Raw genomic sequence first — 13263 nt, forward strand, 5'->3', positions numbered from 1 at the left:
GAGCACCAGACCGGCGGCTTGCTGTTTGAACTCGGGGGAAAACGAACGACGTTGCTTCGGCATCAGACACCTCTCCATGGCGAGCATTCTCGCCTAAATCAGTGTCTGGTTTCATTAGACCACTACACAGTGACATATAAAGGAAAATACGGACACGACGGTCCCGAATTCCGAAGCCTGCAAAACCCGCGCGACCTGCGCAGTATCAAGATCACCCGCTGGTATTTAACGCCGGAGCAACTTGAGCAGCGTTACCTCGCCAAACGCCAGAAGTACGGCATGATGAACCTGCGCACCGGCATGGTGTGCCCTGAAACAGGCCTATGGGAAAGCTGGACGCAAGCCGGAATAGTCGGCAAGGCGGTGGTACGAGCTGGCGACAGGTTCAAGCCACACCTACGACTCGACATGCCACCTGCTGAAGTGCGCTGGATGTGGTCCGGCGAATATCGCCCGGAACGACTGGCCTGATCCGATCCGACCATAAAAGCAGCGGGTCCAAGTCAACCCACCGCATGGCCTCGCTCCATGCGTGATATATATTCGTCTGTCGTTACCTTCTTCAACGAACGCATACCGCGCAACGCTCGCCGCGATCGACCGCGAACCTGCCAATTGCGTCGAACATGGTCCCGCGCCACCCCACACGAGTCCCCATCCGAAACCCATTCAGAGCCATACGGAAATGAAAAAAACATCACGCCGTCATTTTCTTTTGTTGAGCGTCAGCGCGGGTTCAGCGCTCGCACTGTCCCGCACCGCTTTCGCGGCCAGCCCGGCCAATATGCTGAGCGAATCCGATCCGCAAGCGAAGGCGGTCGGCTATACCGAGGACGCATCGAAAGTCGATAAGGCGAAATTCCCGAACTTCGCGGCCGGGCAATCGTGCGCGACGTGTTCGCTATTCCAGGGCAAGGCGTCGGATACGTACGGCGGCTGCACGTTGTTCGGCGACAAGCAGGTCGCGTCGCGTGGCTGGTGTAGCTCGTATTCGAACATGTAAGCGAACATGCAAGCGGGCACGATAACGCAATGACACCATGACGCAATAACGCGTCGCCCGCCTTCCTCGAACGATATCGAGCGCCCCGCCTACATCAACGCCTTCAACACCAGTTGATACGACCGGCCAATCCACACCGCCGCATCACGATGATCGCGCAAGGCATCGCCGGTATTCGGATGCAGAAACACGTCGAGCGCGCCGTGATTGAGCGTGAGCCAGCCGACCACGTCGCCGAACTGCGCCTGCGTGAACGCGAGCTGATACGACCACATCGGATGCGGACCGACCGGCCGTTCGTGAAAGCGGCCGATCTGCAGCTTGTCGCCCCAGTGCGCCGCGATCTGCTCGCGTAACGTCCATGCGGCGTCGCGGCTTGCCGCATCGAAATAGATGTGTGCGTGCCAGCTTTCGATAGCTGACGAATCACGAAAGATCGTATCGGTGTTCATGCTGTACCTGTCTTTATCCGACATTCATTCTGCTTCGCTTTCCGCCGCGGCGCGCGGTGCGAGGCGCATGTGAAACTGGGTCTTATCCTCGCCGACGGTCTCGAAGCCGAGGCGCTCGTACAGCCGTTTCGCGCGATTGCCCTTGAGTACGTGCAATGTGACCGGCAGCGCATCGGCCTCGGCGGCGCGCAGCACGATGCGCAGCACCTGCCCGCCGATGCCGCGCCCTTGCAACGCCGGCGCGATCTGCAATTGTTCGACGAACCATCCGTTGTCGCTGCGATACGCCTTGAGCAGACCTGCGGGCACGCCGTCGATACAGATTACCTGCGCCACCTCGTAGCGATGCAGCAGGCGCGCGCGATGGGCGTCGGCGTCGGTCGGTTCGCCGGCTCGGTCGAGATGCTCGGTCATCGTGGCCTTGCGTAGCGCGAGCAGAAACGCTTCGTCGTCGGGGAGCGCGGGACGCAGGCTCAGGCTGGATCGTTCTGCGGTGAATCGGGCGGACATATCGGCAATTTTTTCGGCGCGTTCGGGCGCGTTTCGGCGCACGGAGCGCGAATAGGAATTGTCGCGCCGGCAGCGTCTTTTTACCATGCGATCATTCCGGCCTTGCCACTTTGTCATGCAACGCGGACATCCGGCGCTCGAACGAGCCGTCACGCGCGAGGCGTGCGTTCCGGCGATAGAAGATGTTTGCGGACGGGCGCAAACGTATCACCGCGAGCGCTACAAGAAAAAATGCCCGCACGTTCCCTCCACTTACGTCTGACCAAAGTCCCGTTGTTACATCGATTCGGCAAATTAACCCGCCAATGCCCCTCGCTTCGCGCAATTGCTTCCGTATGTGCTCGCCTACACTGTTTTCCATGGAGCGACAAATCACCGAGCCCATCGACGCACTCTTCCTCTGCGTCGTGTTTGAACCGTACCGTTGATGGCCGTACGCCGTGGCAGTCGAGCGCGGCGAGCAGCAGGGCAGTGGCAGTTCGCAGTGAGCAGTTGCATGGGTAGTACGCAGTAGACGCACCGCAGTAGAGGCAGTGAACACACCGCGCAATCCACCCAGAAAAACAGGCGCGAATCAGCAGGGGGCGGCCAGGCGCAGTTAAAAACGAGGGGCCGGCTGTATGCAGTAGCAGTACCCGCGCATACGGTAGAAATTGCAGTCGCCGTAAAGTAGCGGTTTGAAGCGAATGTTTCAAATCATGTTTGACGCAGCAGTCATCGCAGTAGCAGTACACGTAGCAACAGCTTTGCAGGTTTGGTGATTAGAAGTCGGCAGGCTCCACGCACATGTACGACTGTTCCATCCTGTCAGCCCTGTTCCTCGCGGAACAGGGTTTTTTTTCGTCATCGTGGATTGCCCGACTTGTTTCCGGCGGGTTCGAACCGATATGCGGGCATTGCATTCTGCGCTACGGTCAGGCAATGGCGGGCAACGCAGCAACGCTTCGTGCGTTGCGTGGTGAACTGACGGGCGCCAGATGCGTCGGATGAGAGAGAGCGGCGTTTGCCGCCGGCGCGGGCCGGAATCGGGCCGCGCAGGAGCAGTGAGAAGGAGAATGAATCGATATGTCCAGTAAATCGCGAGTTCGCAAGCACGGCCGGTCGGCCATGTCCCCGTTATTGCGCGCGTTGACCCATAGCCGCACCGCCCACGAACCGGTCACGCAGACGATGCTGCTGCAAGCCTATGCCGCGCTCGATGCTTTCCGCCACGGCCACGGCGCGCGCGGCCCGCATACGACACTGAGCCGGCATCTGCTGGTATCGCAGGAACTGGCGCGGCTTGGTCTCGGCGAGGACGCGTTTGCCGACATCGAAAGCGCGCATGCGGCGATGGTGCGGCTCGACGCGCGCGAGCGCGAAAGCGGCCGCTGGTTGCTCGAAGACGATGACTACGCGCGCCTGTGTACCGCGCTGGCGATTTTCGACGGCCAGTTGTCGGCGGCCTCGCTGAGCGAAATCGCGAACGCGGAAGCGAAAATGATTGAACGTCTGATGCGGTCCGCGCAGGTGCATTCGCTCGCCGAAGCGGTCTGAGCGAGCGGCAACACACCGACACACAGCATACGAAAAACGAAAAACGCCCCCAACGTGGGGCGTTTTTCGTATTCGGCGCGCGTGAGGCAAAAACGCGCGCAAGACGAGACACATCCAGCCCTGGTCGTCAGTCGTTGTACTGCGTAACGTCGTGGAACGCGATGCCGTCCCGTCCGCCGCCAAGATCGATGAGCCGCGAGCCGCCCGTGGCCAGCGCCGGGAACGGGCAGTTCGTGCAACTCTGTGTGCCCGATGCATCCACGCCCGCGCTGACCGTCGTCTGATATTGCCCCACCGTCGTGTTGTTCGGCTGGCCGACCGAGAAACCGTCCACGGCCTCCAGACCCGCTGTTGTCTGCGCGGTCGCCTGAATCTGCGCCGACGTGACCGGATACGCGGGATTGATCCCGTTGACGAGGCTCGACCACGTTACGCTCAGCGCGTACTGTGCGGCAGCGAGTTGCGTGCCCGGCGTGAGGAACTGCGTCGTCGCGTCGTTCATCGCCAGCGACGGCCAGGCGACCGAGCCGCCGGCCGCCGCGCCGAGCGGACTGCCCGGATTGATGACCGCCGCTTGCCCGAGCTGCGCGCCGTTCTTGTCGTAGAACGTCACGGTGTAGGTCGAGTAGAGCGGCACGCTGTCCGCATCGAGCGCTTGCGCCGCGTAGTCGCCGCTCGACGCGGGCGGCGTGAAGTTCGCCGTCGACGAGAGCGATTGCCACGACCAGCGGTATAGCGAGGTGTTGCTCGCGGTCGTCGCGGGCGCAATGGGCGGCGCGCTCAGCGTGCTATCGGCAAGACCGAGCGTGCCGCTGCCCGACGCGCTGCGCGGCATCAGCCACACGGGCGCGGCAAGGCCCGGCCCCGTGACCGACGCCGAATAGACGTTCGGATTCGCGGTGGCCGGAATCGAAATGTCGAGCCCGGATTCGTAGCGGTTCACGTCGTTCAGGCGCGTATCGAGGAACGTGCGGCGCTCGATTTGCGACTTGATCGCCACCGCGAACGACGATTGATCGCCGATCAGGTCCCAGCCGAGCTGCGCGCCGTTCGCGAGCGCGACCGGCGTGGCGACTGGCTGCGCGATGCTGTAGAGCACGGCGGGCGTGCCGCTCGCCAGCGTGAGCGGCAACTGCACGAGCGCGAGCTGCTGGCCGTTGCGCGCGAAAAAGGCGAGCGTCTTCGGCGAACCGAACACCGCACCGGTCAGCACCGCGTCCGTCAGGCCGTGCGCGATCGCAAGATCGGTCGAACCGCTTTCCTTGTAGGCGGCGTCGATGGCGGGCGCGCACGACGCGTTGAGCGTGCCGCTCGCGGCACACGCGGTAAGCAGCGCCGCGAGCGGCTCCAGATAGTTCGCCGCTACCGGCGACGCGGCGAGCACCGTGCCCTGCGCGGTCTTGTTGTCGAGCGCGACGGCCGTGCCCGGCGCCGCGTTCGACACGAGCGACGAGCCGCCGTTGGCGCTCGTCACGACCGAGACCGAATCGATCACCGCATCGGCGCCCGTGTGATTCGGCGTGAACGCGGTGCCGACCGGATCGAAGCCGGCCATCTGGATGCCGTTCTGCGCGAGCAGGTTCGCGAGGATCGTGTCGAGTGTGATCGTGGCGATCTGCACGGACGGCAGCGTGACTTTCGCGAGCGCGCCGCTTGCGGCGAGATCGAGCGGGTTGCCCGAACTCGTGAGCATCGCGGCGAGCGCGGTGGTCAGCGTGGTGACGTTGGCGACGGCCGGCGCGCTGCCGGCCGGCAGCCGCGCGACGACGGATACGAGCGGCGCGGCAAGGCCGCCCGGTGCGCTGGCGATAATGAAAAACGGCAAGGGCATACCCTTGACCGCGATGCTGTACGCACCCTGCGTGTCGGTCGTGGCGGTGGCCTGCTTGCCGGCCGCGTCGATCAGCGTGACGCTGGCGCCGACGAGCGCAGTGCCGGCCGCGACGGTGCCGCTTATCGAGGTCGCGGTCGCGGGCGGCGTGCCCGACGATCCCGAGCCGGCATCGCCGCCCCCGCCGCAGCCGCCGAGTTGGAAAAAGACAAAGGCGATGGCGGCTGCGATGCCGGTGCGCACGGTCGGTCGATGCATGAAGTCCCCTGAGGCTCGGATTGTTCGATTTGTCGCGATGCCCGTGCATGAGGCGAGGCCGCGAATCGCGGTCACGCGGTGATGCGGTTTGGCGGCGGGATGGTGAAGCGGCCGTTTTAGCGCGGGTTCGAGCGATCCCGGAGAATACTTCAAAGCGGCGTCGGCGTGTCGCGTGTGCACATGAGCTGTGCGGGCTGCTTATCAGGTTGTCGATGGGCTGCCTGCGGGTACGGGCGTACGGGTGTACGGAGGAGTGTCCGCAAAAGCTCGGCGCAAACGCGCGGCAGCGGGCAACCCCGCGCCCCGCTGCCGCGCGTTTGCCGCTGTCATCCTCGCTTGCTAGACTGGTTTGGCCTGTTTGCCGCCGCCGCGCGCGTGGTATGCGCCGGCGCTCGGCATCGACCACCGACGCTCCCTGACGACAACTGGAAACGCCATGTCCTATATGCTCCTCATCGTCGAACCCCCGAATCAACGCGCCGAACGTGGCGAAGCCGCGGGCCGCGAAGTCTACGGCCAGATGGTGCAGTTCGCCGAAGGCCTGAAGGCGCGCGGCAAGCTGCTCGCGGCCGAATCGCTGACGTCGCAGAGCGATGCCGTGCGCGTGCAGGTGCGCGACGGCCAGCCGAAGCTCGTCGACGGTCCGTTCGCCGAGGCGAAGGAAATGATCGGCGGCTTCTTTCTGCTCGACTGCGAGACGCGCGAAGAGGCGCTGGCGATCGCCGAGGCCTGCCCGGCCGCCGCGTGGTGCACGGTCGAGGTCCGCCAGCTCGGGCCGTGCTTCAAGTAGCGGCACGCGCATCTTTTAAGTACTTTCCCTGGGGCACTGTCGCGGATGTCGATCGGGCCGCGCATGGCTCGTCGTGTGAATAAGGAGCGAACCCGGACGGCCTGGGGCTTGGGGCCTGGTGTGGCCGCCGCCGGATCGCGACCGACTCAGAACATCAATCATTCATAAAAAATGGAGCAACGACGATGCGATTCATGATCCTGGTCAAGGCCACGGCCGCGAGCGAAGCGGGTGAGATGCCCGAGGCGTCGCTGATCGCCGCGATGGGCGCGTACCACGAACAGCTGGCCCAGGCCGGCGTGCTGCTCGACGCAACCGGTTTGCAGCCGAGTTCGGAAGGCTGGCGCGTGCGCTACAGCGGCGGCCAGCGCACGGTCGTCGACGGGCCGTTTGCGGAAACCAAGGAACTGATTGCCGGCTACACGCTGATCCAGGTGCGCTCGCGCGAGGAAGCGATGGAGTGGGCGCGGCGTTTTCCCGCGCCGTTCGGCGAACAGGCCGAGGGCGAGATCGAAGTGCGGCAACTGTTCGAACTCGACGACTTCGAGCCGGGCCCGGAAATAGACAACTTGCGCAAACTGGAAGAACAACGGCGCTGAAACGGCGCTGAACGCGCGAGCCTCTCCGACTACCGACTGGACGCCATCATGCACAAGCAGATCTACATCAATCTCGCGGTCGACGACCTCGAACGCTCGAAAGCGTTTTTCAGCGCGCTCGGCTTAAGCTTCGAACCGCGCTTTTCCAATGAGCAGGCCGCGTGTCTGGTTCTCGGCGAGAACATCTTCGCGATGCTGCTCGTCAAGAACATGTTCAAGGATTTCACGCACAAGCCGCTTGCCGATCCGAAGACAGGCACCGAGGTGCTCGTGTGCCTGTCGTGCGAGAGCCGCGCGGAAGTGGACGCGCTCGTCGCGAAGGCGCTGGCCGCGGGCGGCACCGCGCCGCGCGCGCCGCAGGACCACGGCTTCATGTACGGGCACGGCTTCGAGGACCTCGACGGCCATATATGGGAACTCGCGTACATGGACCCGAACGCGCAGCCACCGGCAGCGGCCTAAGGCTTGAGGCGAAGTCCGTGACGATACAGGCCACCCATCGTGCGATCGAAGCTGTGTGGCGCATCGAGGCCGCGAAGGTCATCGCGCACGTCGCGCGGATCGTGCGCGACGTCGGGCTGGCCGAGGAACTCGCGCAGGATGCGCTGGTGGCCGCGCTCGAACATTGGCCGGACGCGGGCGTGCCCGACAATCCCGGAGCCTGGCTGATGACGACCGCGAAAAACCGCGCGCTCGACCGCTTGCGCCAGGACGCGCTGCATGCGCGCAAGCGCGAGGAGCTGGGCCACGACCTCGACGCGTTCGAGGCGCACGTGATGCCCGATTTCGTCGATGCGCTCGATGCCGCGCGCGCCGACGACATCGGCGACGATCTGCTGCGGCTCATCTTCACCGCGTGCCATCCGGTGCTCTCGACCGATGCGCGCGTCGCGCTCACGCTGCGCCTGCTCGGCGGCCTGACCACCGAGGAAATCGCGCGCGGCTTTCTCGTGCCCGAGCCGACCATCGCGCAGCGGATCGTGCGCGCGAAGCGCACGCTGTCGGCGGCACGCGTGCCGTTCGAAGTGCCGCAGGCCGACGCGCGCGCGGTGCGCCTTGCGTCGGTGCTGCAGGTGATCTATCTGATCTTCAACGAAGGCTACTCGGCTACGGCCGGCGACGACTGGATGCGTCCCGCGCTATGCGAGGAAGCGCTGCGGCTCGGCCGCGTGCTGAGCGGGCTCGTGCCCGGCGAAAGCGAGGTACATGGCCTCGTCGCGCTGATGGAGATTCAGGCCTCGCGCATGCGCGCGCGCACCGATGCGCAGGGGCGTCCCGTGCTGCTGCTCGATCAGGATCGCAGCCGCTGGGACCCGCTGCTGATCCGCCGCGGACTCGCTGCGCTGGAGAACGCGCATGCGCTCGGCGGCGCAAGCGGGCCGTACGCGTTGCAGGCCGCGCTCGCCGCGTGTCATGCGCGCGCGCGGCGCGCCGAGGAGACCGACTGGGCGCGGATCGTTGCGCTCTACGATGCGTTGGCGCAGGTCGCGCCGTCGCCGGTGGTCGAGTTGAACCGCGCGGTGGCGGTGGGGATGGCGTTCGGCGCGGCGGCCGGCCTCGAGATTGCCGATGCGCTCGCCGCCGATGCGGCGCTCGCGAATTATCACTGGCTGCCGAGCGTGCGCGCCGATCTGCTCGTCAAGCTCGGCCGCATCGACGAAGCGCGCGCCGAGTTCGAGCGCGCGGCCGCGATGACGCGCAATGCGCGCGAGCGTGAGTTGCTGCTCGACCGTGCGCGCGGGCTGGCGAATTAAAGCTTATTTGACGCTCATGTATTGAAGCGCGCGCCGCTGCATGGCATCTTGCTTCGCGCTAACAGCGCAACGTACGTTGCCGCAAATACGGCAACCCGTACCGCAACAAGCGCGCTAAGTGTGCCGGCCCCAACGCATCCATTGCCGCCTGTTCTCCGAGGCGACGCTTTGCTGGTCGTCGCCGGGCGGCGCGCGGGTCCGCTGGCCTCAATCTTAGCGTGTGACGACCGGCGTGCGCTGTCGCTTCAATGCAGACCCGACGCGAGCCACGTCCGCACGAGCGGAAGCAGATGTTCGCCACCGAGCATGCCGAGCAGTCCGACGAGCGCGACGGTCGGCGGCGCGGGCGATTTCACGTCGAGCACGCTGTAGAGCAGCCCGACCAGCACACCGGCGGCGAGCGAGATCAAATACGCTTTCATGGTTCGGGTACCTATGCGAAGGTTGGCGGGGGCGAGCGGTTCGTCAGTGCTCGTTCATGCGAATCACGACGCGGCCGCGCGTGCCGCTTGCGACCGCTTCATACGCTTCGCGCGCGCGTTCGAGCGGGAATTCCTGCGCGATGGCGGGAGCGCTCAGCTTGCCGTTTTCGAAGCCTTCGACGAGCGCCGTCATCAGCGGCGCCGATTCCGCGACGCCGAGCTTCGCGCTGTCCACACCGAGCAATTGTGTCTCGTTGTGATAGAAATCGATCAGATCGAATTCGACTCGGCGCTTGCCCGTGCCGCTGATTTCGAGCACGCGGCCGCGCCGTTTCGCGAGACTCAGCGCGGTTTCGAACGCGACGCCGCCAACCGTGTCGTAGACCACGTCTGCGCCCGCGCCGCCGGTCAGTTCGCACAGGCGTTCGGTGGCGCGTTCGTCGAACGGCACGTAGGCGTCGATGAGGCGGCCAGCTGGCGTGTTCGCATCGAGCGGACGACGGTCGAGCGCGATCACGCGCGCGCCGCGTGCCTTCGCAATCTGCACGACCGCACCGCCGCCGCCGCCGCCCGCGCCGATCACGGCAATCGTTTCGCCGGCCTGCACGCGCGCGTATTCGACGGTGCCGAGCCACGCGACCACGAAGTTCACGCCGATCGCCGCCGCTTGCGCGTGACTCAGCGTGGCAGGCTTGCGCGACAACGCCGCGAGCGGCACCTCGATGAACTCGGCATGCGTGCCGTCGCGCGTGAAGCCGATGTCGCCGCCGGTGCCCCACACCTCGGCGCCGAGCCAGTCCTGCGGGCCATCCACGACTACGCCGCTAAAGTCGCGACCGGGTATGCGCGGCAGGGCCGTGTGTTCGAAGTGTCCCGACACGTTCTTTACGTCGCTCGGATTGACCGAGGCCGCCATGGCACGCACGACCGCGTGCTGCGCATCGGCCTGCGGCGTCGGCAGATCGACGTGTTCGAGCACTTCAGGGTTGCCAAAGGATTTGAACTGGATCGCTTTCATCGTGCGTTGCTCCGGTTGTTTGCGCTGCGTCGTGCAGCGAATGGAGCCTAGTCTAAGTGACGCAGGCAAAGGCATCAGGACAAGGGTTTTCGAATTTCGGACAAGACGCGGGTTGGCGCAGCCGGGTCCGGCTAACCGGTTATCGGGGCAAAGCGATGTCCGCTAAATGACCGTTGTTCAAAACACTCAATAACAACACCTGAAATCTTGGCGAAAGCTTCCCACCCTAGAATCGCGAGTCATCAAAAGGTACTTAAAAAACGCGGTATTCAGGGCGCACGGGGAAAAAAATGAACTTGGCGAAAGGCCTCTTCTTATCCGCACTTGGCTTGCTGACGAGCGGCGCCTATGCGCAGAGCAGCGTCGCACTCTACGGCTCCATCGACGAAGGGCTCGAATACGTCAGCAACATCGGAGGCCACTCCGCCTACGCTTTGGTGAGCGGCACCCAGCAACTCGGCAATCGCTGGGGACTGAAAGGAAGAGAGGACCTCGGCGGCGGTCTCAGCGCGGTCTTTCAACTCGAAAACGGTTTCAGCATCAACAACGGCAGCGCATTGCCGAACGGACAATTGTTCGGCCGTCAGGCCTATCTCGGCCTCGCGTCGAACCGCTTCGGCACGCTGACGTTCGGGCGGCAATACGATTCGATCGTCGACTACGTCTCGCCGCTCACCGCCGCGGGCGCTTGGGGCGGCACGCTGTTCTCGCATCCGTTCGATGCCGACAACGTCAACGAATCGTTCCGTATCAACAATGCGGTGAAATACAGCAGCGCCGATTACGCGGGATTGCAGTTCGGCGGCCTGTATGGATTCAGTAATCAGGCGGGCGCCTTCGCCGACAATCGAGCTTGGAGCCTCGGCGCGCGCTATCTGAACGGGCCGCTGTCGGTTGCCGCCGCGTATCTGGACATCGACGGCGCGAGCGCCAACTCGAGCGGCGCCGTCGTCGGCTCGCCGTATCTGTCGGCGGAGCAGCGCGTCGCGGGCGTTGGCGCGAACTATACGATCGGACCCGCGGTGCTCGGCCTCGTGTACACGCACACCGATATCGTCGATCGTCCGACTGTGCCCGTCAGCACCGTGAAGTTCGACAACTTCGAATTCAACGCGAAGTACAACATCACGGCCGCATGGTATGTCGCCGCGATGTATCTTTACACCGACGAGTCGATCTCTTATTTGGGCATCCACAATTCGCCGCACCGTAATCAGTTTGGCCTGATGGCCGACTATCGGCTCTCGAAGCGTACCGACCTGTACGCGCAGGGCGTCTATCAGAAAGCCTCGGGGCACGACGTGTTCGCGGCGATCGGCGACAATGCCGAATCGTCGTCGAAGAACCAGGCGGTGGCGCGCGTCGGTATTCGCACGTCGTTCTAACTTTTTGGCGTAGTCGGCGTAGTTATAGAAAAAGCCTGCAATCCTCACCGGGTTGCAGGCTTTTTCATTTCATCACGACACCTTGCTCACGCACCGGACTCGCCAGGGCGATGCTTGAAGTGGTCCGCCAACAGCCGTACATTATGCTCACTCGCAAGCGGACTCTTTGGGAGTACTGGGAATGAACCGTCAACATGTTACGTTGGACCAGATCAACATCGTAAGCGGCGATGTTGAAGCGTCGATCGCGTTTTATCGTCGGCTAGGTGTCGATATCCCGGAGCAGCGCGTTTGGCGCACTGCAAGCGGGGCTCATCACGTTGGCGTTGGAGAGGACGGGAATGCGGCAATCGATTTCGATCTCGACAGTGTGGGCTTTGCCCGGATCTGGAATAGCGGTTGGCAGGGGCGCCAGGATCTCCGCGGCAAAGTCGTTGTCGGCTTCAAGCTCCCATCGCGCGATGCGGTCGACACCACGTATGCCGATCTGACCAGCGCCGGTTACACCGGACTTCAGGCACCTTATGACGCATTCTGGGGGGCGCGATATGCCGTCGTCGAAGACCCTGATGGGGTTGCCGTTGGCCTGATGAGCCCGCCCGTTGCGGAACTACGCTCCGCGCCGCCGGAAGTCTGATTTCGCGCGCCGCTCAGGTGCGATGTCCCATCAACGCCAGCAGTAGCGACAACGTCACCACCGAGCCCACCGTCGAAAGCAGAATCGTGCGCGACGTGATGTGCGCTTCACGTTCGTAGAACTCCGCGAGCATGAACGGCCCGGTGCCGGTCGGCAAGGCGGCGAGCACGACCGCCATTTCGACCAGCATCGGCGGGAGCCCGAACACGCGCGCCGCGAGCCACCACGTCAGCGCGGGCTGGCCGATCAGCTTGGCGCCGGTCAGCCACAGCGAGACGCTGCCCGCGCCGGCGTCGGACGGACGTTTTTCGGCGAGAAAGAGGCCGAGGCTCACGAGCGCGCACGGGCTCGCCGCGCCGGCGAGCAGCTTCAGGAACGTGTCCGCGCTCGCGGGCATTGCGATGTGCAGGCTCGCGAACAGCACGCCGGCGATCGGCGAGACGATCAGCGGATTGCGCGCGAGCGAGCGCAGCACCTTGAGGCCGAGCTTGTGCGGCGTGCGCTCGGTTTGCAGGCCGATTTCGATCAGCACGATCGCGAACGCAAACAGCACGCACGCGACGAGGATCGTCGCGATCGTGGTCGGCGTGAGGCTCGCCTGGCCGAACGCGATCACGCCGAGTGGAAAGCCGATATAGCCGGTGTTCGGATACGAGGCCGCAATTGCGTCGACACTCGCGTCGGCGAGGTGCCGGCCCTTCAGCAGGCGTATCGCGAGGATCAGCACGAACACGGCCACGCAGGCAATCGAAAACGTCGCGACGAAGGCCGGCTGATAAAGCTGCTGCCAGGTCGCGTGCGCCATCGTGTTGAAGAGCAGCGCCGGCAGCGCGAGCCACACCACGAATCGATTCAGTTCGGAAGCGGAGTGCGGTCCGAGCACGCCGCGCCGGCGGCACGCGAAGCCCGCGAAAATCAGGCCGAAAACGGGAAGCAGAATCTCGAGAGTGGCTAACATCGGTGTAAAAAATCGTGCGAAAAGTGCCGGGCGAGCGACGGTGAATGGGTACGGCGAATGGGGCGATCCGCCAGCGTAGTGGTTTACGTTGATACAATCCAATACTGTTT

General features: G+C 64.2%; 14 protein-coding genes and 1 pseudogene. 9 read left to right on the plus strand and 6 right to left on the minus strand.

Annotation, left to right across the window (positions count from 1 at the left end):
* A pseudogene (locus tag G3N58_RS05555) lies at positions 1-471 on the plus strand (hypothetical protein); the annotation flags it as partial.
* Between the two features lie 214 nt (positions 472-685).
* Positions 686-1003, plus strand: coding sequence for a high-potential iron-sulfur protein (locus G3N58_RS05560; protein WP_167038756.1), 318 nt, complete (start codon positions 686-688; stop codon positions 1001-1003).
* A gap of 89 nt (positions 1004-1092) precedes the next feature.
* Here the strand turns inward: G3N58_RS05560 and G3N58_RS05565 are convergent, their stop codons facing one another.
* Together G3N58_RS05565 and G3N58_RS05570 are read right to left on the minus strand one after the other, a co-directional pair.
* Positions 1093-1455, minus strand: a complete 363-nt coding sequence (locus G3N58_RS05565) for a DOPA 4,5-dioxygenase family protein (protein ID WP_167282426.1) — start codon at positions 1453-1455, stop codon at positions 1093-1095.
* A gap of 24 nt (positions 1456-1479) precedes the next feature.
* A complete protein-coding gene (locus G3N58_RS05570) occupies positions 1480-1965 on the minus strand; it encodes a GNAT family N-acetyltransferase (protein ID WP_205998708.1) in 486 nt (161 codons plus the stop codon).
* A 1065-nt stretch (positions 1966-3030) separates the two neighbouring features.
* Between G3N58_RS05570 and G3N58_RS05575 the strand changes: the two genes are divergently transcribed.
* A complete protein-coding gene (locus tag G3N58_RS05575) occupies positions 3031-3501 on the plus strand; it encodes a hypothetical protein (protein WP_205998709.1) in 471 nt (156 codons plus the stop codon).
* 127 nt (positions 3502-3628) lie between these two features.
* On the opposite strand, the gene G3N58_RS05580 is transcribed toward G3N58_RS05575, so the two are convergent.
* Positions 3629-5590: a carboxypeptidase-like regulatory domain-containing protein gene (locus G3N58_RS05580; RefSeq protein WP_205998710.1), complete on the minus strand. Its 1962-nt coding sequence runs from the start codon at positions 5588-5590 to the stop codon at positions 3629-3631.
* A 436-nt stretch (positions 5591-6026) separates the two neighbouring features.
* On the opposite strand from G3N58_RS05580, the gene G3N58_RS05585 reads away from it, so the two are divergent.
* From G3N58_RS05585 to G3N58_RS05600, 4 genes are all read left to right on the plus strand, one after another.
* Positions 6027-6380, plus strand: a complete 354-nt coding sequence (locus G3N58_RS05585; RefSeq protein ID WP_167038746.1) for a YciI family protein — start codon at positions 6027-6029, stop codon at positions 6378-6380.
* Between the two features lie 185 nt (positions 6381-6565).
* On the plus strand, positions 6566-6979 hold the full coding sequence (locus G3N58_RS05590; RefSeq protein ID WP_205998711.1) for a YciI family protein: 414 nt from the start codon (positions 6566-6568) through the stop codon (positions 6977-6979).
* 48 nt (positions 6980-7027) lie between these two features.
* On the plus strand, positions 7028-7441 hold the full coding sequence (locus tag G3N58_RS05595) for a VOC family protein (RefSeq protein ID WP_167038742.1): 414 nt from the start codon (positions 7028-7030) through the stop codon (positions 7439-7441).
* A 17-nt stretch (positions 7442-7458) separates the two neighbouring features.
* Complete coding sequence (locus tag G3N58_RS05600) at positions 7459-8733, plus strand: RNA polymerase sigma factor (RefSeq protein ID WP_205998712.1); 1275 nt, start codon at positions 7459-7461, stop codon at positions 8731-8733.
* 245 nt (positions 8734-8978) lie between these two features.
* On the opposite strand, the gene G3N58_RS05605 is transcribed toward G3N58_RS05600, so the two are convergent.
* Together G3N58_RS05605 and G3N58_RS05610 are read right to left on the minus strand one after the other, a co-directional pair.
* Positions 8979-9155, minus strand: coding sequence for a DUF1427 family protein (locus G3N58_RS05605; protein ID WP_167038738.1), 177 nt, complete (start codon positions 9153-9155; stop codon positions 8979-8981).
* Positions 9156-9198: 43 nt separating this feature from the next.
* Positions 9199-10173 (minus strand): zinc-binding alcohol dehydrogenase family protein, encoded by a 975-nt coding sequence (locus G3N58_RS05610; protein WP_205998713.1) that lies wholly within the window; start codon positions 10171-10173, stop codon positions 9199-9201.
* A 290-nt stretch (positions 10174-10463) separates the two neighbouring features.
* Between G3N58_RS05610 and G3N58_RS05615 the strand changes: the two genes are divergently transcribed.
* Together G3N58_RS05615 and G3N58_RS05620 are read left to right on the plus strand one after the other, a co-directional pair.
* On the plus strand, positions 10464-11558 hold the full coding sequence (locus G3N58_RS05615; RefSeq protein WP_205998714.1) for a porin: 1095 nt from the start codon (positions 10464-10466) through the stop codon (positions 11556-11558).
* Between the two features lie 181 nt (positions 11559-11739).
* Positions 11740-12195 carry a VOC family protein gene (locus tag G3N58_RS05620; protein WP_205990830.1) on the plus strand — a complete coding sequence of 152 codons (456 nt, stop codon included), beginning with the start codon at positions 11740-11742 and terminating at the stop codon, positions 12193-12195.
* Between the two features lie 13 nt (positions 12196-12208).
* Here G3N58_RS05620 and G3N58_RS05625 read toward each other — a convergent pair whose 3' ends face one another.
* The gene (locus G3N58_RS05625) at positions 12209-13153 is read right to left on the minus strand and encodes an AEC family transporter (RefSeq protein WP_205990829.1); all 945 of its coding nucleotides are present in this window, start codon (positions 13151-13153) and stop codon (positions 12209-12211) included.
* Between the last annotated feature and the right edge of the window lie 110 nt (positions 13154-13263).

This window comes from Paraburkholderia sp. Ac-20342 (assembly GCF_017104985.1).
GTDB lineage: Bacteria > Pseudomonadota > Gammaproteobacteria > Burkholderiales > Burkholderiaceae > Paraburkholderia.